Source organism: Leptospira koniambonensis, assembly GCF_004769555.1.
GTDB classification, from domain to species: domain Bacteria; phylum Spirochaetota; class Leptospiria; order Leptospirales; family Leptospiraceae; genus Leptospira_B; species Leptospira_B koniambonensis.
In genome coordinates this window covers 161,078-178,937 of the sequence record NZ_RQFY01000004.1, presented here as the reverse complement: position 1 = coordinate 178,937, position 17,860 = coordinate 161,078, and the positions used below count along the sequence as shown (strand labels likewise).

General features: G+C 39.8%; 16 protein-coding genes. 9 read left to right on the top strand and 7 right to left on the bottom strand.

Translation table 11 applies throughout. The annotated features are described in order from the left end of the window. Positions 1–186 precede the first annotated feature (186 nt). A complete protein-coding gene (locus tag EHQ52_RS04880) occupies positions 187–1,068 on the top strand; it encodes a bile acid:sodium symporter family protein (RefSeq protein WP_135614142.1) in 882 nt (293 codons plus the stop codon). Positions 1,069–1,120: 52 nt separating this feature from the next. On the opposite strand, the gene EHQ52_RS04875 is transcribed toward EHQ52_RS04880, so the two are convergent. The 3 genes from EHQ52_RS04875 to EHQ52_RS04865 are packed head-to-tail and all read right to left on the bottom strand — an operon-like array spanning position 1,121 to position 4,689. Continuing rightward, positions 1,121–2,530, bottom strand: coding sequence for a pectin acetylesterase-family hydrolase (locus EHQ52_RS04875; RefSeq protein ID WP_135614141.1), 1,410 nt, complete (start codon positions 2,528–2,530; stop codon positions 1,121–1,123). 27 nt (positions 2,531–2,557) lie between these two features. Beyond that, on the bottom strand, positions 2,558–3,964 hold the full coding sequence (locus EHQ52_RS04870) for a sensor histidine kinase (protein WP_135614140.1): 1,407 nt from the start codon (positions 3,962–3,964) through the stop codon (positions 2,558–2,560). After that, complete coding sequence (locus EHQ52_RS04865; protein WP_135614139.1) at positions 3,961–4,689, bottom strand: LytR/AlgR family response regulator transcription factor; 729 nt, start codon at positions 4,687–4,689, stop codon at positions 3,961–3,963. The genes EHQ52_RS04870 and EHQ52_RS04865 overlap by 4 nt, the downstream gene beginning before the upstream one ends. Before the next feature lie 629 nt (positions 4,690–5,318). Here EHQ52_RS04865 and EHQ52_RS04860 point away from each other — a divergent pair. The 4 genes from EHQ52_RS04860 (at position 5,319) to EHQ52_RS04845 (ending at position 7,683) form a co-directional block, all read left to right on the top strand. Continuing rightward, positions 5,319–5,522, top strand: a complete 204-nt coding sequence (locus EHQ52_RS04860; RefSeq protein ID WP_135614138.1) for a hypothetical protein — start codon at positions 5,319–5,321, stop codon at positions 5,520–5,522. Positions 5,523–5,612: 90 nt separating this feature from the next. Beyond that, on the top strand, positions 5,613–6,362 hold the full coding sequence (locus EHQ52_RS04855) for a YebC/PmpR family DNA-binding transcriptional regulator (protein ID WP_100724898.1): 750 nt from the start codon (positions 5,613–5,615) through the stop codon (positions 6,360–6,362). A 229-nt stretch (positions 6,363–6,591) separates the two neighbouring features. Then, positions 6,592–7,077, top strand: a complete 486-nt coding sequence (locus EHQ52_RS04850; RefSeq protein WP_100724899.1) for a crossover junction endodeoxyribonuclease RuvC — start codon at positions 6,592–6,594, stop codon at positions 7,075–7,077. A 15-nt stretch (positions 7,078–7,092) separates the two neighbouring features. Continuing rightward, a complete protein-coding gene (locus EHQ52_RS04845; RefSeq protein WP_135614137.1) occupies positions 7,093–7,683 on the top strand; it encodes a WG repeat-containing protein in 591 nt (196 codons plus the stop codon). A 13-nt stretch (positions 7,684–7,696) separates the two neighbouring features. On the opposite strand, the gene crcB is transcribed toward EHQ52_RS04845, so the two are convergent. Genes crcB through EHQ52_RS04830 form a run of 3 tightly spaced genes read right to left on the bottom strand, consistent with a single transcriptional unit; the run spans position 7,697 to position 9,580 of the window. Further along, entirely contained in the window at positions 7,697–8,056 is a 360-nt protein-coding gene (gene crcB, locus EHQ52_RS04840) for a fluoride efflux transporter CrcB (RefSeq protein ID WP_135614136.1), read from the bottom strand. Further along, positions 8,053–8,829, bottom strand: a complete 777-nt coding sequence (locus tag EHQ52_RS04835; protein WP_135615652.1) for a type III pantothenate kinase — start codon at positions 8,827–8,829, stop codon at positions 8,053–8,055. The genes crcB and EHQ52_RS04835 overlap by 4 nt, the downstream gene beginning before the upstream one ends. 1 nt (position 8,830) lies before the next feature. Continuing rightward, a complete protein-coding gene (locus EHQ52_RS04830) occupies positions 8,831–9,580 on the bottom strand; it encodes a biotin--[acetyl-CoA-carboxylase] ligase (protein WP_135614135.1) in 750 nt (249 codons plus the stop codon). A gap of 171 nt (positions 9,581–9,751) precedes the next feature. Here EHQ52_RS04830 and EHQ52_RS04825 point away from each other — a divergent pair, with 171 nt between their 5' ends. Both EHQ52_RS04825 and EHQ52_RS04820 read left to right on the top strand, forming a co-directional pair. Next, a complete protein-coding gene (locus tag EHQ52_RS04825) occupies positions 9,752–12,889 on the top strand; it encodes an efflux RND transporter permease subunit (protein WP_244244872.1) in 3,138 nt (1,045 codons plus the stop codon). Continuing rightward, positions 12,867–14,342 carry a TolC family protein gene (locus EHQ52_RS04820; protein WP_135615651.1) on the top strand — a complete coding sequence of 492 codons (1,476 nt, stop codon included), beginning with the start codon at positions 12,867–12,869 and terminating at the stop codon, positions 14,340–14,342. The genes EHQ52_RS04825 and EHQ52_RS04820 overlap by 23 nt, the downstream gene beginning before the upstream one ends. 34 nt (positions 14,343–14,376) lie before the next feature. On the opposite strand, the gene EHQ52_RS04815 is transcribed toward EHQ52_RS04820, so the two are convergent. Continuing rightward, positions 14,377–16,137 (bottom strand): acyl-CoA dehydrogenase family protein, encoded by a 1,761-nt coding sequence (locus EHQ52_RS04815; RefSeq protein WP_135614133.1) that lies wholly within the window; start codon positions 16,135–16,137, stop codon positions 14,377–14,379. A 358-nt stretch (positions 16,138–16,495) separates the two neighbouring features. Here EHQ52_RS04815 and msrB point away from each other — a divergent pair, with 358 nt between their 5' ends. Together msrB and EHQ52_RS04805 are read left to right on the top strand one after the other, a co-directional pair. After that, positions 16,496–16,891: a peptide-methionine (R)-S-oxide reductase MsrB gene (msrB, locus tag EHQ52_RS04810; RefSeq protein WP_208653489.1), complete on the top strand. Its 396-nt coding sequence runs from the start codon at positions 16,496–16,498 to the stop codon at positions 16,889–16,891. 15 nt (positions 16,892–16,906) lie between these two features. After that, positions 16,907–17,752 (top strand): isocitrate lyase/PEP mutase family protein, encoded by an 846-nt coding sequence (locus EHQ52_RS04805; RefSeq protein WP_135614131.1) that lies wholly within the window; start codon positions 16,907–16,909, stop codon positions 17,750–17,752. Positions 17,753–17,860 lie beyond the last annotated feature (108 nt).

Sequence of the window (17,860 nt, the reverse complement as noted above, 5' to 3'; positions counted from 1 at the left end):
CGTCTTTTTGATGATCGCAATTTTCTGTCCGCGGGTTTTAGGGTTAGAAACCCATTCAGATTGAAGTGAAAAAAAGCTTTTCACCTTAGGGCTTTCCGGCCAGTAAGATACGTTTCCGGAAAGAAAATCCGAGATTCTTCTCGGAGATAAAAATAATAAAACAGGTGTTATGTTAAGGAGAGAATCATGCAATTAGGTGCAGTCGAAAAGGGGCTACTTCCGGCTCTTTTGGCAATCGTAATGCTCGGAATGGGTTTCGGGCTAGCAATCGGAGATTTTAGACGGATTTTTACAACTCCTCTCCAAACTTTGGTCGGTACCTTGGGCCATTTTGTGATCATGCCTTTAGCTGCATATGCAGTTGTATTGATCTTAGGTTTGGAATACGAACTCGCGTTAGGCGTCATTCTTGTAGGATCTTGCCCAAGCGGAACTACTTCTAATTTGGTCAATTATCTAGCGAAGGGTGATGTCGCTCTTGCAGTTGTGATCACTGCGCTTTCTACACTTCTTTGTCCTTTATTGACTCCCATCATTGTTACATTTTTCGGTTCCTTATTGGATCCAACTGGTGCAAGTGTAATGCAGATCTCTTTTGTGGAAATGCTTAAAACTGTTGTAGTGATTATCGTACTTCCGATCTCCATAGGTATGGCGGTAAAACATAAGTTTCCTAATATTGCTCAGAAGATAGAAACTCCTTATAAAATTTTCTCAATTCTCTTCTTAGTTTTCGTAGTTGCTTTTGTAACTTATAAGAACAGAGACAATTTTATAGAAATGGTCCTTTTAGTAGGACTTGCGGTTATTCTTCATAACACTTTTGGATTTATAGCGGGTTATCTTTTTCCTAAGGTGCTTGGGATTGCGGAGAAGCAGGCGAGAACAATATCTATCGAAGTTGCGATCCAGAATACCACTCTTGGTATGACTCTTGCGATCCAATTTTTCGGACCTAAGGTTGCGCTTCCTTCTGCGATCTTTAGTATTTGGATGTACATCGCAGGAATTGCAATGGCTCTTTTCTGGGGTTATGTAGTTCCTTTGAAAGAGGAAAAAGCAGCTTAATAATAGAAAGAAAAAAAGAAGGCGGCAAACTCACCGCCTTCTCCGAGAGAGATTATAGTAGAAGATTAACTAACGCGAACCAGAAATTCGTTACGTTTGCATCATTTGGATTCACACTTTCAAAGAAACTTCTGAAGGTAGAACTTCCTAACAGATAATCATTAATGAAGGTCCCGAGTGTAATTCCGGTATTTTCAATCTCCGTTCCAGTAAATTCCACGATGGAAGTACAATGGCTTTCATTGATACTTCTGTAATATGGAATAAAATATTCTAGATTCGGATATCTATCGTATTGAGCCTTCAAATTCTCAATGTCCTGAGCCCAAAGAGTGGAAATGATATATTCCTTATCCGCAGGATTGTTCTCATCCAATCCATAGAATCTTGCATACGAATACATAGAATAATTAGCATCTCTCCTGAATAGAGTGATCGCTAATTTATCATTTGGGTACTTCTGGGCTAACGCTTCACTGATCTTCCCATAATCTGCACGAATATCCACAGAAGGAAAATCGGGTTGTGCTTTGCTGATAAAATACTCTGTATTCCAAGCATCTTTGATCTTTTGCTGTAAAGGCCATTGATTTCCAAACCCAGGAGCTGGGAAGATAGGGCCTGAATCATTCAATAGATAACTTTTAGAAGGACTTAAAGCTTTTCTAATGAAGTGATAATTGATCATTGAGCCTGCTCCACCTGCGCTACATCCGGAAACAAACATCTCTTTTGGCTTATTAAAATTATTCTTCAGCCAATTAATGACGAGTTCCATATTCTTAGCACCTACGTGACGATAGGTGATGGGTGGATTTTGTCCGGTTGGATCTGAATAAGTTGCTACCTTATTCCCAGCGTACACGTCTCCAGTGCAATAAGGAATGAAAACTTTGTTCCAGTTAGAAGTTTTAACATTCTGGCCAGTAGGATTGTTTCTTAATATGATCGGTGAGATCAATGCGTTCGGACTTCCACCAGGAACATTCGGATCTATAAATGCCCCGAAGTTCATATGGTTATCAGGAATACCGTTTGGATTTGCAGCTCCCCTGATACCTGTTTGTCCAGTGCAACTTTCGTAATCCCAACAAGCTCCTCCCGGTTCCATATACACTAGAAGTCGGCTGGAATATCCTAAAACCCAATCCAAGATCCCATCTGCACGATCCACGAATATTTTGTAAGGGGTTCCGTTGCCGCATACTGCACCCGGAATATACACTACATCGTAAGATCCATAGACAACGCTTGTTAGATCGTCCAAAATATTTTGGGCTTTCAGATCCGCATTATCTGATCCTGCCAGACTACTCGCACCTTTTTCAGGAGTTTCTAAAAGTCCTCCTAATAAAGCTAAGTCTTGTGTATTGTTCGTATTTTGGTCAGGGCTACAGTAAAATGACGTTACGGATAACGCTAGTACTATTCCTCCTAACCAAATTCTCTTCACATCTTTCATTTTGATTTGCCTCCAGTTCTTAACTCCCTATTTCGCTTTTGATTGCGGAAATTCTAATATCACCTGGGCTCCTCCGAGAGTTTCGGAGTTACCTAGACGGATACGTATTCCCATTCTATCTAATAATTTCTTAGCTAAAGATAGCCCGATCCCGCTAGAGGACTCGGAGCCTGTCGGTTTTGCAGAAAGAATAGAGAATTCTCTGAACATGTTTTTTTCATCTTCGGGTTGGAATCCTGGTCCAGAGTCTTCAATTTTTATAATTAGAATTTTCTCATATATGCCTGAGACGAATTCACTTTTGAGAGAGATCTCTGAATTTTCAGGAGAGAATTTGGCGGCATTACTTAATAAATTATCGAATACTCTGTACAATATCTGAGGATTTGCCTGGAAGTAGAAATTACACTCTGAGAGTTTATCTTCTACCCTTATGTTCTTTGAGGAGAATAAGAAGTTTAGATTGCAGGCGACGGATCTTAATAATAATTCAGGGTTTAATTTTTGGGTTTGGTTCTCGATCGTTTCTGCATCTCCTGAACTTGCGAGATATAGAACGTCTTCGATAGATTCTAAAATTTTACGAGAGGTTCTATCTATATGGTCTAAAATTTCGGGAGGGTCCGCATATGAAGAAGCTACTCGATTGCTCGGAATATGACTTGGTTCTCTTGTATAAAGCCCAACTAAACTTAAGATCCCTGTGACAGGACTTTTGAGATCATGTATTGCTATCCTTAAAATTTCAGATTTCTTAATCGATTCCATCACCAGTTTTCTGTTCAGATCGCGGATAGATTGTTCTTTGTGAAATGAATTCACCTTGGTGAGAAAACTAATCAGGTCCAATAACATTGTCATGACCATAGTGAAGAAAAAATTCTGTATCAGAAATGATGAATTTTTTCCTAACCAGTACATGGCTGCGAAGAACACGGCATAATTTGTGAAATAGATAATCTTCTTCGTTTTATCAGGATAACGGAGGAGTACTGCGATCCCAAGTTGAGTAAATGCAAATAGAGAAATATCAGTCCCGAACTGGAAGATAAGCAAGTTCATTGCAGTTCCTGCAGAAGTTAAGAATAAGGTTCCAGCAACGGTGATCCATCTTCTGCTGTTTTCACTTTTGAGAATTGGGAAATTTAGCAAAGCTGTGAAAAGAAAACAGCCTGGAATGAAAATAGAGTTATAGATTAAGAGAGGTAAGTATCCGGAATTTTCTAAAAAATCAGTCCAGTCAAGAATCGCGAAAGGAATATAAACTACGAATAAAAATGGGAAAAGATATCTGAGTATCAAATATACTTCGAAGTAAGCGGATCGGATGAATTCTTCGTTGCTTCTAACTTCTCTTAAGATCTGAAAATGTTTCTTTATAAATAATATAAAGTTTTTGGTCCTAAATCGAATGGCAACGTAGAAATGTTTCACGGCAGACCTAAGACCTTATGATTTGAATTTTTGAATAATGATAGAAGTTTACTTCCTTGAGACCGACTAACGGGAATACTATGATCCGTATGAAGTAGTAGTCGATAGGTAGTTGGCGTTTTAAATAAGATCTTTTTGACTTCTTCTAATCGGACTAAATAACTTCTGTGGGCTCTGAAAAACCCATGTACTTCCAGATCTTTTTGGAGTTGGTCTAAAGTTTTTCTGACCTTCTCCACATTTCCGTCTTTAGTGAATAACCTAGCATAATTTCTTTCCGATCTTGCAAATACTATCTTCTCTGGCTCGATAAGATTGATCCCTTCTTCTTTTTTGAGAGGAATTCCTTTCGGAGATAATAGATTTGGATGTGAGGAAAGATATCTTTGGATAGAGATCCCGAATCTTTCTCTTGTAATTGGTTTTGGTAGGAAGTCCAACACAGAAAATTCAAAAGCTTTTACCGCGTTGTCTCTTTCAGAAGATACTATGATCGTTTGAAAAAAACTTCTGCTTTCGATCTCTAAAAGTTTAAAGCCGGTCTCACCTTGGAGATTTATATCCAAGAATAAAAGATCCAGTGGATTTTTGCGTATGAACTCAGCTGCCGATTCTGGATTGGAAACTGTGTGGATACTTTGTATCCTATCATTCAAAAATTCTTTCGCTAAAATTTCCAAACAGCGAGAGGATAATACATCATCTTCTACGATTAGGATTCGCATACGCGGGAGTTTACTCCAGGTTTTAAAACTAGTCAATTTATTAGGGACAAAGAGATTGCGTCGGGGGACGAATGGATGGTTTTATGTAAAACGAATGTTATTAATAACGCCTGAATTTTTTGTACAAATTAATGCGACAGGTTGTTATACGTTATGCGAAATCTGTGATCGACGTAGAGGATTGGGAATTTATTTTGCAAGTAGAAATCATGTTGGAATTCCAACGTGATTATTTAGGGAGAAAATTGGTTGATTTTTGTTTGGAATTGTGGTAAGGCGGTGCGATCCGCTTGATCGAAAGTTTTTCTATGTACCACCGTACCGGCCCCCTTCGCAGCGACTCATAGGGAGCGAGAAGACGACCGTTTTAACGAGTCGGTGACCGAGAGAATCGAGGTCATACGAGTTTAAAGATGAAATCAGCACAATTCGTTTGATCGAAAGTTTCTGCGGTACCACCGTACCGGCCCCCACCCAAGGCAGGGTGGGGAGATCTTTTTCTAAAAAAAGAGCCTTCATACATAGTATAATCCCCTCCTAGTATCCGCGGCAGCGATGCGCAGGGCTTTAGTCCGGGCAACCTGAATGAGCACTTTCGCGTTTCGTGTTGATGCAAGCAATGGTGTACGATGAAGATTTTTCCTGGGATAATTTTAAGAATTTATAATATTCCTTTGATTTTCTCCGACTTAGGCTTGGTGGAGATTTTATATCTTTTATTAAGCTGGCGGCAACAGAATTTGTTGGAAGAATTTGGCTTTTGGCGTGGATTTCTTCAAGGAATGGAGAAGGCCAAAAATGATGGACAGACTGGAAAAACCGGTTTTTGTTGAAAAAGTAGGATCGGTTTTTGGCCGATTTTCCTGCTTCTGATCTTATATATTTTTTAAACTGATCTATTCTTAAATGTAAGGGGAAATCTGATGTCCGGGCATAGTAAGTGGGCAACGATTAAACGCAAAAAAGACGCCATCGATTCTAAAAGAGGGGCGATTTTCACTAAGGTGGTCAAGGAGATCACTGTTGCGGCGCGTATGGGCGGAGGGGATATTAATACTAACCCTAGGCTTCGACTTGCGGTATTGAAGGCTAAGGCAAGTAACATGCCTAAAGATAATATTGATAGAGCCATTAAAAAAGGTACCGGTGAATTGGAAGGTGTTGTTTACGAAGAATGCCTTTATGAATGTTTCGGGCCCGGCGGAACCGCGATCATGGTGGAGGCTGTAACTGATAAAAAAACCAGGACCACACCTGAGATCAAAAGTATTCTTACTAAATTGGGTGGTTCTTTGGCAACTACTGGCAGCGTTAGTCGTCTTTTCGAAAGAAAAGGTATTATCGTAATTCCTTCTGATCAAATTTCCGAAGAAGAATTGTTCGAATTAGCAGTTGGTGCTGGCGCAGAAGACGTTCAGAATGAAGGAGAGGTTTTCAGAGTAGTAACTTCTCCGGATGATTACGAAGCTGTTCAAACTGCTTTGAATGATAAAGGGATTAAATCAGAAGAATCTGAGATCAAATTCGTTGCCTTAGTCGGTGCAGAAGTTTCTGACAAAGAGGTTGCAGAAAAAGTAATGAAGCTCATCGACAACTTAGAAGGTCATGATGATGTTCAGGGTGTGAACTCCAACTTCGAACTTTCTCCCGAATTAGAAAAAGAATTCGGCTGAGGTTTTTTCTTCAACTTCTTTCTTTTCTGATAGCTGTGAGGTTTTGTTGGAATTCCAACAAGGTTTTGAGTAAGAAAATGAGATTGCCGGTTTGATGGATTTGTGATATAGGGGAATTAGCTCTCCCACGGGCCACTCCCCCCACCCGAACCAGGGAGGGGGCGCCCCTTTCGCTCATGTAGGAACTCCTACAGCTTATTTAGAAACTTAATTCAAGGAAGTCTTTTTGGTGAAAATTTTAGGAATAGACCCTGGCTCCCATCGTCTAGGTTATTCCGTTCTTCAGAAAGATAAATCTGTAATTCATGTTCTCACTTACGGGACAATAGAAGTTCCGAGCGGAACAAAAAGTCCTGTCAATTTAATCGCTATTCGCAGACAGTTGGACGCGATCTTGGATGAATATCATCCAGACCTTGCTTCTGTGGAAGAATTATTTTTTGCTAAGAATAGAACGACCGCTGCAAGAGTTTATGAAGCGAGAGGAGTTGTTCTCCTTACATTAGGAGAGCATAATATTCCTTTGGTAGAACCGACCGCTTCCCAGATAAAAAAAGGAACTACAGGCAGCGGGACGGCAGACAAAAAAGATATTAAAGCTGCTTTAAAACTCCTTTTGGGTCTCGAAAATTTGACTGGGCATGATGATTCTTGGGATGCTATTGCGTCTGCTTATGTAGGTTTCGCGATGAGCGGCTCTTTTAGAAATAAATGATATATTGGAGTATCTATGGATCGAAAAATTTACCTCTTTGTGATTTTGGCATTTTTGCCTCTGTTTGTTTTCTGTTCTAAAAAATTACAGTTAACTGCTTTCGAAGAGAATGGCGTTTATGGTTATAAAGACCAGAACGGAAAAGTCCAAATCTCTCCTCAATATGCACTCGCTTATGATTTTAATGAGAATGGTGTAGGTTTTTCTTTTGGCAAAGGCGGATGGATCTGTATAGATTCTGAAAACAAAGTCTTATTGAATGCTTTTACTTATGATAATGGTCCGGATTATTTTTCCGAGGGTCTGGCTCGGTTTGTGGAAAATTCTAAATTTGGATTTTTCGATGCTTCTTGTAAAAAGGTGATTTCTGCAAATTATGATTTTGCTTTTCCGATCACAGGAGGTTTCTCGATCGTTTGTAACGGTTGTAAGTCAGTTAGTGATGGAGAGCATTCCACTATCGAAGGTGGAAAATACGGCGTGATCGATAAAACTGGGAAGGTTATAGTCCAGGTAGAATATGATTCCCTTTCTGAAATCAATCCCGAAACTAAAACATTACAGGGATCTAAGGGTGGAGTTAAAAAAGAGATTAAACTTCCTTAGGATCAGTCTCTTCTTATTTACTTAAATATACACCTAATAGCACGGCAGTGATACAGATTGTCGTGCTCAGAAGTATATATGCAAAAAAACTAAAATAGTTTCCTGATTGGAGTAATTTTAGGTTCTCCAAAGCAAATGTGGAGAAGGTTGTAAATCCTCCGCAAAACCCAACTGTTGCAAACAATCTTATATCTTCTGAAATTTTTCCCTGGGATAGTCCGTAAAATATTCCTATTAGCAGAGAGCCCGCTATATTTACTACAAATGTAGAAAGAGGAAATGGTCCGGATTCTTTTGGGATGATCATTTGCGATATCATATATCTACAAACAGATCCCAAAAATCCTCCCAGTCCTACGATCAAAAGATTCATTTTGCATTATCTTCGTATAAGATTTGTAATCCCCTTAATGTAAGTAGAGGCTCTATCTTATCAAAAATTTTAGGATTTGCTGCGTGAATGGTAGTTACAAGTCCACCGGTTCCGATCACTCTATAATCATTTCCGTGAGCGGCTTTTACTTCTTTTATGATACCTTCTAACAGCCCTATCCATCCAAAGAAAAATCCTGCCTGTATAGATTCTATAGTAGAATCTCCTAATATTTTAGAAGGAGCTTGGAATACGATCGGAGGTAATTGAGCAGTGTTTCTTGTCAAAGCATCCATGGAACCTTTTAGTCCTGGAGCAATCACTCCTCCCAAATAATCAGGAGTATCATCTACTACGCAGAATGTTGTAGCAGTTCCTAAATCAATGATGATTGATTTTCCTGGATGATCCTTTACTGCGGCAGCAGCGTTTACTAATCTATCAGCACCTATTTCGAAAGGCCTTGGATATTTAATCCCGAAAGGAAGGTTCATTTGATACTGAACTCTGATCGGTTCTATCTGAAACCAATCATGTATCATTCTTTCTAAGATCGGATTCAACGTAGGAACAACAGAAGAATAGATTCCACCAACAATTTGGCTGCTATCTATTTCGAATTCTCGAAGGAAACCCTTCAGATAAAGTCCCATTTCATCAGAGGTTCTATCTCTTCGAGTAACTGTTCTTCTATGGAAAATTGGCTCTTTTGAACCGTTCTTATAAATACCGAAGACAGTGTTGGTATTCCCAACGTCGATTACTAGGATCATTCTATCCCAAGGACCTGAAATCCTCGGGGCTGTCAATGAATTCGACCATGTTTCCGACCGAGGTCCGGGCTAATAATTTTCCTTCTTCATTTACTCCTAACAATATTGCGGTTTTTTGTTCTCCGCTTTCTGTCCAAGCAATTGTTTCTCCCTTCCAAAGAAGTTTTTCATTGATGAATTCTATTCTTTTGTCTCCATCTGAAATTGCGAGTACTGCATCGTTTAGAAGAGGAAGTAATGTTTCTAAAAATTTGGCTCTTCTTCCTTTTTCGTTTTGATCATCAGTGATAAATCCCGCATCAGTCAGATAATCTGGAATTTCAATGCCATACAGATTGGCGCCTATTCCTAGGATCCAATCCCAAACTTCTCCTTCCTTCTCCGTTTCGATCAGTATGCCGCAAACTTTTTTACCATTTAAATAAATATCATTCGGCCACTTGATCCTAAGATCTTTTTTACTGGCAGAAGGATATACTGACAAAATCGCCTTTGCTACCGCGACTCCAACATACAAGGAGAATAGCCCTGGAGAAGATAGGTTCGAATCCGAAGAGAATTTACCTGAAAATATAAAAGGCTCTTCTCCCAGTATGCTCCAGGTTTTTCCTTTTCTTCCCCTTCCGGAAGATTGAAAATCCGCTAGGATCCAGGATCCTGGTGGGAATTCCTTTCCTTTTAGTATGGTATTCGTGGAACCTGCTTCTGATAGAAATATTCCTTTTTCGGGATCCAATAATTGAAACGACATGAGTTCTGTTTAGTACACTTTTCTGATCTTTCGGACAAGAAAAAATCTGGCACTTCGGCGAAAAAGACAGGTCCTATTACTAAACAAAAAATCCCTCCCTACAAATATATATAGAAAGAGGTTCCTTTGAAGCTTTCTGAGGTTTCTATTCGCAATCCAATTTTTGCATGGATGATGATGGCAGCTATCATCCTGCTCGGAAGTATCGGCTTCTCTCGTATGGGTCTTTCTCAGATGCCAGACGTGGACTTCCCGATCGTAAACGTTACTCTCAACTTAACCGGAGCAAATGCTCAGGTTATGGAGACAGACGTAGTCGATCCAATCGAAGAAGTTTTAATGACAGTCCAGGGTGTGGTAGAAGTTCGTTCTGTTTCCACAGACGGTTCTGCTACGATCACTGTTGAGTTGGAACTCAAACGTGATGTGGATGTCGCAGTCCAAGAGATCCAAACTAAGATCGCACAGGTAAGTAATAAACTTCCGGACGATCTGGATCCAGCGATCATCATGAAATCTAATCCAGACGATCAACCAATTATCTGGGTTACATTAACTGCTCCGAACAGAAGCGACCAAGAGAAGATGGTCTTCGTTAAGACCAGACTCAAAGATAAGTTCCAAGAAGTTCCAGGAGTAGGAGAGATTATACTAGGCGGTTATGTAGACCGCACAATCAATGTGTTCTTGGATCCGATCCGACTTTTTAGAGTGGAACTTACTGTAAACGATATCATCAATACATTAACGGAACAGAATATAGAAGTTCCTTCTGGAAGAGTGCAGAATAAACTTTCCGAAGTTTCCTTAAGAGCAGTAGGAGATGTTCCAACTGTAGAACAATTTTCTAATATATATATAAACTCCAGAAGTGGAGCCGCGATGTTCCGTCCGGTTCGCTTGAGAGAAGTTGCTAAGATCGAAGATGGTCTGGATGAGATCAGAAGAATTTCCAGATTTAACGGAGTTTCTGCTGTTGGTCTCGGGATCAAAAAGATCAAAGGTGCAAACGCTGTAGAAGTAGGCGATCTAGTGAAGGAGAAATTAGAAGAGCTGAGACCTAGTCTTCCTCCTGGATTTGAACTGAATGTCTCTAACGATAATACTACTTTTATTAGAGATTCAGTTCATGAATTAGTTTTTACTCTTATACTTTCTGCGGTGCTTACTGGGATTGTGTGTAGATTGTTCTTAGGAAATTGGAGCAGCACTTGGAACGTTCTCCTTGCAATTCCTACTTCCGTAATGGGAACTTTTTTAATCCTGTATTTTGCTGGATTTACGTTAAACACATTTACGTTGCTTGGTCTTTCTTTAGCGACGGGTATAGTTGTGGATGATGCAATTATGGTGTTGGAGAATATCAGTAGGCATAGAGAATCTGGAAAAACCTGGTTTCAAGCATCGTTAGATGGAGCATCTGAGATTAGATTTGCTGCATTAGCTGCGACACTTGCTATCATTGCAATCTTCCTTCCTGTTGCGTTTATGTCCGGGATTATCGGTCGTTACTTTTTGGAATTTGGAGTTACGGTTTCCGTAGCAGTTGCACTTTCTCTTTTTGAAGCATTGAGTTTTACTCCAATGAGAGCTTCTCGTTATAAAGAAAGTAAAGAGGCTCAGAAAAAACAAAAATCCAAATCTCCGTTTACCTTACCTGCGGATACTCTCTTTTCTAAACTTAAGAATGCCGCGGATCGTTTTTCTTTTTTCAAAAGAATGGATCCAGTCATAGAACACTTTCTTCAATTCTGTGAAAGAGTTTATGGAAAAGTTTTAGAATTTGTAATTCGTAAACCTGGAACAGTAATCGTTTCTTCCGTTCTATTTTTTGCATTCTCCATTATCTTTTTATTCTTACTGAAGAAGGAGTTCATTCCTCCTCAAGACATGGGAAGATTTATTGTCCGAGCAAAAATGCCGATTGGCTCTTCTATCATTCGTACAGATGAAGCAATGAAGAAGGTAGAAGGTTATCTCAGCTCTCGTCCGATTGTTGAAAAGTATATGAGCAATGTGGGCGGAATGGGAGGAACTGAATCCAATACAGGTATGTTCTTTGTTACCATGAAGGACATGGGAAAGCGTCCTAAGAGTAAAAAGACAGGAAGAGAGATCACTCAGTCTGAAGTTTTTATGGAATTCAGAAAAGATCTGAAAGATCTTGTGCCTGAAGCAAAATTTTCTGTCCAAGATCTTTCTCAAAGAGGTTTTAGTGCGGGAAGGGGTTATCCTGTTGAATTGGTTTTGACAGGACCTGATTGGGCCACACTCGCAAAACTTTCAGATTCTATCCGAGAAAAATTAGATTCTTCTAAAACGATTTTGGATATAGATACTGATTATGTTTCTGGACAACCAGAAGTCAAAATTGTTCCAAACAGAGAAGCGGCAGCACTTCGTGGTGTGAGTATGGCGAATATCGGAAATACCATCGGACCTTTAATGGGAGGACGTAACGTAAGTCGTTTTACTGAGAATGGCAGAAGTTTCGATGTTAGGGTCAAGATAGACAAAGACAAGGGAGAAAGCACTGATATCATTCCGAATATAGGTGTTAGAAATACTTACGGAGAGATCGTACGATTGAAAGATGTTTTGGTCCTTCAAGCTACAAATACTCTTAAGAATATCACTCGAGTAAACCGAGATAGATCCATTAAAATTTTCGGAAATCCACCTAAGGAAAAAGGACAAACTTGGGCAACCAACGAAGCAATCCGTATCGCAAGAGAAATGCTTCCGGAAGGTTATCATGTAGAAGTTACTGGTTCTGCAAAAACTGCTTCCGAATCACAGTCCAGTTTGTCTGGAGCTTTGATCTTGGGGATTATAATGTCTTTTATGATCTTAGCGAGTCAGTTCAATAGTTTGAAGCAGCCTTTTTATATTCTTCTTTCTATGCCTTTTAGTTTTTCGGGCGCGTTAATCGCTCTTTATATTGCTGGGCAATCCTTCAATATGTATAGTTTTATAGGCTTAATTTTGCTCTTAGGACTTGTGAAGAAGAACTCAATTCTCCTGGTGGAATTTGTGAATCATGTTAGAAGTGAAGGGAAGAATATTGCGGATGCGATCCGTATCGGTTGCCCTGTCCGTTTAAGGCCTGTGCTAATGACAACATTCTCTTCGATTGCGGCTGCTATTCCTCCCGCTTTGGCATTGGGACCCGGAGCAGAAACTAGGATCCCAATGGCGATCACCATTTTAGGCGGTTTGATCGTTTCTACATTGATCACTTTGGTTGTAGTTCCAGCCGCTTATTATCTTATGGAAAATGAGAAAGATGAAGTACGTAGATACTCTTAATAATTATAAAAAAATAATACTCTCGATTCTTGCCTGTTTAGTCTTCTGGGAATGTGCGTCTAGTCCGGAAGTAAAAGTCGCAGATGGGGTAGTAGAGGAAAGTTTAAAAAATATCACTGGGATTACTACCCAGGATGTAGAGAAAACAGTCGCGAAAGAAACTTTCGGTCTGGACGATCTTTATATTCTTGCGGTAGAAAGAACTGAAAGGATTGCTCTAAAGAACGAGGCAACTGAACAGGCTTTGGCACAGAAGGACAAGGCATTCGCCGGTTTTATGCCTACTCTTTCTTATGTGTTTAACAAATTCTATTCTGTTCCTGGCCATACACAACAGCCTTCCGTTATAGATAATTATAAAACATATAAGGCGATCCAAAGCGGAGACCCTCTTTCTCTATTACCCTCTTCCAGTTCAGGAAGTAATCTTCCTCCTACAGTGGGCGCGGGTTCTCGTTTATTACTCAGTATTCCAATATCTGCAGGACTTGCTTCTTACCAAGATTATAGAGCTTCCAAAAGTTTGGCAGAACAGAGAAGATTAGAAGCAAAACACGAAGCAGGCCGAATGTATCTAGAGATCGCACAAGCCTACTTCAACTTTTTGCAATTGGAAGAAAGTGTTAAAATTTCCCAAGAAGCGTACGAGTTAAACCAAGACTCTTTACAGGAAAGAAAAAGAATGTATGCAGTTGGAAGGATCATGAGATCTGATCTTCTAAATTCAGAAACAAGTTTATCCAATGCGGAAGCAGTTCTTGCAGATGCAAAATTCCAATTAGAACAGGTGCGTATCACATTGGCTACAATGGTGGGTTATGAAAAACCTATCTCCGTTGCAGGATTTAAAGCTGAATTAGAGCCGATCCCGACAGGTATGGCAGCCGAAGAATATTTAGCAAAAAGATATGATGTTCTTTCTGCTTTCCAAAGTGTTAAGGTGGCCGAAGCACAAAAGGATAAGGCCTGGGTGGGTTTTGCTCCTACAATCGCATTAAATAATTATTATTCTTTTCCTTATCCTGGCCAAACACATTCCAAGGATGTTACTGCTCAATTGCAGATCACTATGCCTTTGACTCCATTTTCACAAATGGCAGATCTAAAAGCAGCGGACTCTGCTAAAAAACAGGCAAAATTAACTGCTTCTCAAACAAGAAGAACAGCTACCCAAGAAATCCGTAATGCTTTCGAAAGTTTTAAGAATTCTCAAAAGATATTAGCGATCTACCAAAAGGCATTTGTGTCTGCCCAAGAAACTTCTCAAAGCCAGGCAAGCGGTTATCGTTCGGGTAGAAATAGCAGGATAGAAGCGATTGCATCTAGAATTGGGATGTTAAATGCAGAGATCACTTATCGTAAAATGTTACACCAACATTCTTTGAATCGTATTGCTCTTGGAGTTGCGATTGGAGAAATTCCTCATCTTCCCGGAGAAAAAAAGGAAGAATAAAAAAACGGCCGACGACTGCCGGCCGTTCTATATTTTAAACTGCAGCAGCTTGCCTGTTTGCTCTTTCTAAACGTAATAGATTTCCTTCTGCAATAGCTAAAGAATCTATATTATAATCTTCTGAATGTTTGGTTCTCTGTTTTTTCAGATCTCCATTCACTTGGCCTATAGATTTTTCTAATAGCATTCCCGCTACAAATCTTGCAGCAATCTCCACGGTTTCAAAAGCGAGTTCGTCTTTTGTAAAACCATCTGCTATTGATTTGTAAGAATGAACTGCTTGTTCTAATTTTTCCCAAAGAGATCTAAGATCTGTAGAAGGGGAAAATTTAGACATTTCTTCTTCTGCGTATGCTCTTAGTTGTCCACTTGCTGACATTCCAGAAACAACTCCTCCGATTGCAGCAACGATCTGTAGTTGAGTTGTACCTTCGTAGATTGTAGTGATCCTGCTATCTCTGTAGATCCTTGCTACATCATAATCTTCAGTGTATCCGCTTCCTCCATGAATTTGGATTGCGTCTGACGCAAGAGCAACACAACCTTCAGAAGCATAATATTTGCTCATTGGAGTGAATAAGTCTGCGAGTTTTTCCCAACGGCGGATTGTTTCGTCTTGGTTTACATCTCTCTCGCTCTTACCTTCTTCTTTAAGCATTCTTTCTTTTCTCCAATGATAAAGATCGATTGCTCTTCCTGTTTCTGAAACTAGGCATCTTGTGGCTAAAATTTCTCTTTCCATCTTGTCCAAAATTTTTCGGACTGCTGGTATCTTCTCTATTGGTTTGCCGAATTGTATCCTTTCAGAAGCATATTTTTTTGCTTCGAAATAAGCAGCAGTTCCAATTCCTAAAGATTGGGTTGCGATTGTAAGCCTTGCAGCATTCATCATTCCCATAGAATATTTCACAAGACCATAACCAGTTTTTCCGATCAGTAATCCTGGAGAATTTTCAAAAACTACTTCGCAGGTAGGAGAACAATGTAATCCCATTTTATGTTCGATTCCTGCTACGTGAACGTCTTTACCTTCTACTAAGAAGAAAGAAAGGCCTCTTGCTCCACTTTCAGGGCTTCCTGTTCTCGCTAATGTAAGAATTACAGAAGGGGAATCCACATAACCACAGGCGTGAGTGATAAAACGTTTTGCTCCGTTAATTTTCCAAGTCCCGTCAGCGTCTTGGGTGGCCCTAGTTTGCACATTTGGAAGATCTGAACCGTAATTAGGTTCTGTTAAAGCCATGGCAGCGCTGAATTTTCCTGCAGCGATTTGAGGTAACCATTCATTACACATCTCTTCCGAAGCAAATCTTTCCATGATCTCAACTATATTAATATTTCCGTATGCTAGACAAAATGCTGCATCTGCCCTGGCAGCTATCTCACACATAATGGATTGAACAGTTGCAGGTAAACCTAAACCTCCATATTGTCGGGAGATGGAGATAGGCATAAGGCCTGCATCCTTTAAGGTTTTATAACATTCTTCTTGTGCTTTTGGGAATGTGACTTTTCCATTCTCGTATTTTAAACCTGTTTGGTCCATTTCCTTACTACGAGGAGCCACAAAGTCCCCCATAATTTCTCCCAATGCATCCACAGTAGATTTATAATAATCTATCGCTTCTTGCACCGTAGAAGGTGCATATGCAAATCTGTCGTCGTTAGTCTGCTTATATTTAGCTGCATCATGGAAGTCGCCTTCGTATGCTGCTACGATCTCCTTCCAATCTATAAGATTATCAAAATGAGTTTGTAAGTCGGTATTATCCTGGAAATAGTTTCCTTGAATCATTTGTATGCTCCCTGTCGCTTAAGGCCTTAGGTGTACTGCTTTATTATGCTTGTGTCAAGTATTACGTGATTGCTTAACTTTTTGAAGAGTGGCGTTGGTTTGTAATACGAACAAAGGATAATGAACCGAACAGGTGTTTGGAATAATGTTTGAGCTTTACAACTCGAACAACAGAATATTAAACTCTTCAAGACCATGGTTTAAAAGTAACCTTTTCGGGAAGAAACCGAAGTATCAGCCGAGGAATAGAACCATGAATAAAATCGGACTAAGTATCGGTTTTTTATATTTATTAGGGATCGTTTTGTCAGGATGTTCCGAATCTGAAGGAGCTCCAAAAGAGAAAAAGGGAGGTAAGATGAAATACGAAGTCCAAAAGTCAGAAGAAGAATGGAAAAAAGTCCTTAGTGCGGATCAATATAGGATCATTAGAGAAAAAGGGACAGAAAGAGCATTTACCGGAGAATATTATTATAATAAAGATAAAGGAAAATATCTTTGTGCTGCCTGCGGCGCTGAATTATTCAACTCGGATACAAAATATGAATCAGGAAGCGGCTGGCCTTCTTTTTATAAACCAGCAGCAGACAAATCTGTTCAATCCGAAACAGATAATAGTCATGGAATGACCCGCACAGAAGTTATGTGTGCCAGATGTGGAGGACATTTAGGGCATGTATTCCCTGATGGTCCAGAACCTACTGGGTTAAGATACTGTATCAATTCAGCTTCTTTAAAGTTTAAAAAAGATTAATATTCAAAGGAAAGCATGGCTTCTGAACAAAACAGATTAGGTGAAATATTTCGAAACCTACATTCTAAAGATATCTTTGTGATGCCTAATGCATGGGACGCGGGAAGCGCTCGCATGCTGGCAGGTGCAGGATATTCTGCAATAGGGACTACGAGTGCCGGTATCGCTTTTGCAGCCGGGTTACCAGATCACCAGATCATGAGTAAAGAAGACATGCTTGCCGAAGTAAAATCGATTGTGGATTCGGTGGGAATTCCAGTAAGCGCAGACCTGGAAGGCGGCTATGCGATACAACCTTCTCAAGCAGCAGAAACTATAAAACAAGCGATTGGGATTGGAGTGGTTGGTTGTAATATAGAAGATCTAAGTGGAGATCCTTCCTCTCCTTTGTTAGATATCAAACTAGCTACGGAAAGAATTTCTGCGATCAGAAAGATCGCAGATCAAAGCGGTATTCCTTTTACTCTTACCGCAAGAACAGATGCATTCTTAACAAATCATCCTAGCGCAATGGAAGAAGCAATCACCCGTTGTAATTCCTATAGAGAAGCAGGAGCAGATTGTCTTTTTATACCAGGGATCGGAGATCCTAAAACGATAGGTACATTGGTAAATTCTATCAATGGCCCATTGAATGTAGTAATGGGTTTAAGTCATAATCAACTTACAGTTGAAGAGCTAAGATCTCTTGGAGTCCGAAGAATTAGTATAGGCGGAAGTCTTGCTAGAGCTTGTTTTCATCTCATCCGACAGGCTGCACTTGAAATAAAGAACTCCGGCACATTTACCTATGCGGATCATCAGTATTCTCATAAAGAATTATGCGATTTTTTTGCAGAATATGAGGCCAAAACAAAATGACATTCTCCTATATTTCATAGAGCAGAATGACATAAAATTCTGTTTGCGCCTCGGGGCTGAGAATGGATTCTACCGTAGGGCGGGATATTCGCCCGCGGCAGAAACAGA

Bases quoted from the DNA above. Each gene is read 5' to 3' on its own strand.
- EHQ52_RS04815 (WP_135614133.1), bottom strand. From the start codon at position 16,137: ATGATTCAAGGAAACTATTTCCAGGATAATACCGACTTACAAACTCAT.
- EHQ52_RS04855 (WP_100724898.1), top strand. From the start codon at position 5,613: ATGTCCGGGCATAGTAAGTGGGCAACGATTAAACGCAAAAAAGACGCC.
- EHQ52_RS04880 (WP_135614142.1), top strand. From the start codon at position 187: ATGCAATTAGGTGCAGTCGAAAAGGGGCTACTTCCGGCTCTTTTGGCA.
- EHQ52_RS04835 (WP_135615652.1), bottom strand. From the start codon at position 8,829: ATGATCCTAGTAATCGACGTTGGGAATACCAACACTGTCTTCGGTATT.
- msrB (WP_208653489.1), top strand. From the start codon at position 16,496: ATGAAATACGAAGTCCAAAAGTCAGAAGAAGAATGGAAAAAAGTCCTT.
- EHQ52_RS04820 (WP_135615651.1), top strand. From the start codon at position 12,867: ATGAAGTACGTAGATACTCTTAATAATTATAAAAAAATAATACTCTCG.
- EHQ52_RS04805 (WP_135614131.1), top strand. From the start codon at position 16,907: ATGGCTTCTGAACAAAACAGATTAGGTGAAATATTTCGAAACCTACAT.
- EHQ52_RS04825 (WP_244244872.1), top strand. From the start codon at position 9,752: ATGATGATGGCAGCTATCATCCTGCTCGGAAGTATCGGCTTCTCTCGT.
- EHQ52_RS04830 (WP_135614135.1), bottom strand. From the start codon at position 9,580: ATGTCGTTTCAATTATTGGATCCCGAAAAAGGAATATTTCTATCAGAA.
- EHQ52_RS04860 (WP_135614138.1), top strand. From the start codon at position 5,319: ATGAAGATTTTTCCTGGGATAATTTTAAGAATTTATAATATTCCTTTG.
- crcB (WP_135614136.1), bottom strand. From the start codon at position 8,056: ATGAATCTTTTGATCGTAGGACTGGGAGGATTTTTGGGATCTGTTTGT.
- EHQ52_RS04845 (WP_135614137.1), top strand. From the start codon at position 7,093: ATGGATCGAAAAATTTACCTCTTTGTGATTTTGGCATTTTTGCCTCTG.
- EHQ52_RS04865 (WP_135614139.1), bottom strand. From the start codon at position 4,689: ATGCGAATCCTAATCGTAGAAGATGATGTATTATCCTCTCGCTGTTTG.
- EHQ52_RS04875 (WP_135614141.1), bottom strand. From the start codon at position 2,530: ATGAAAGATGTGAAGAGAATTTGGTTAGGAGGAATAGTACTAGCGTTA.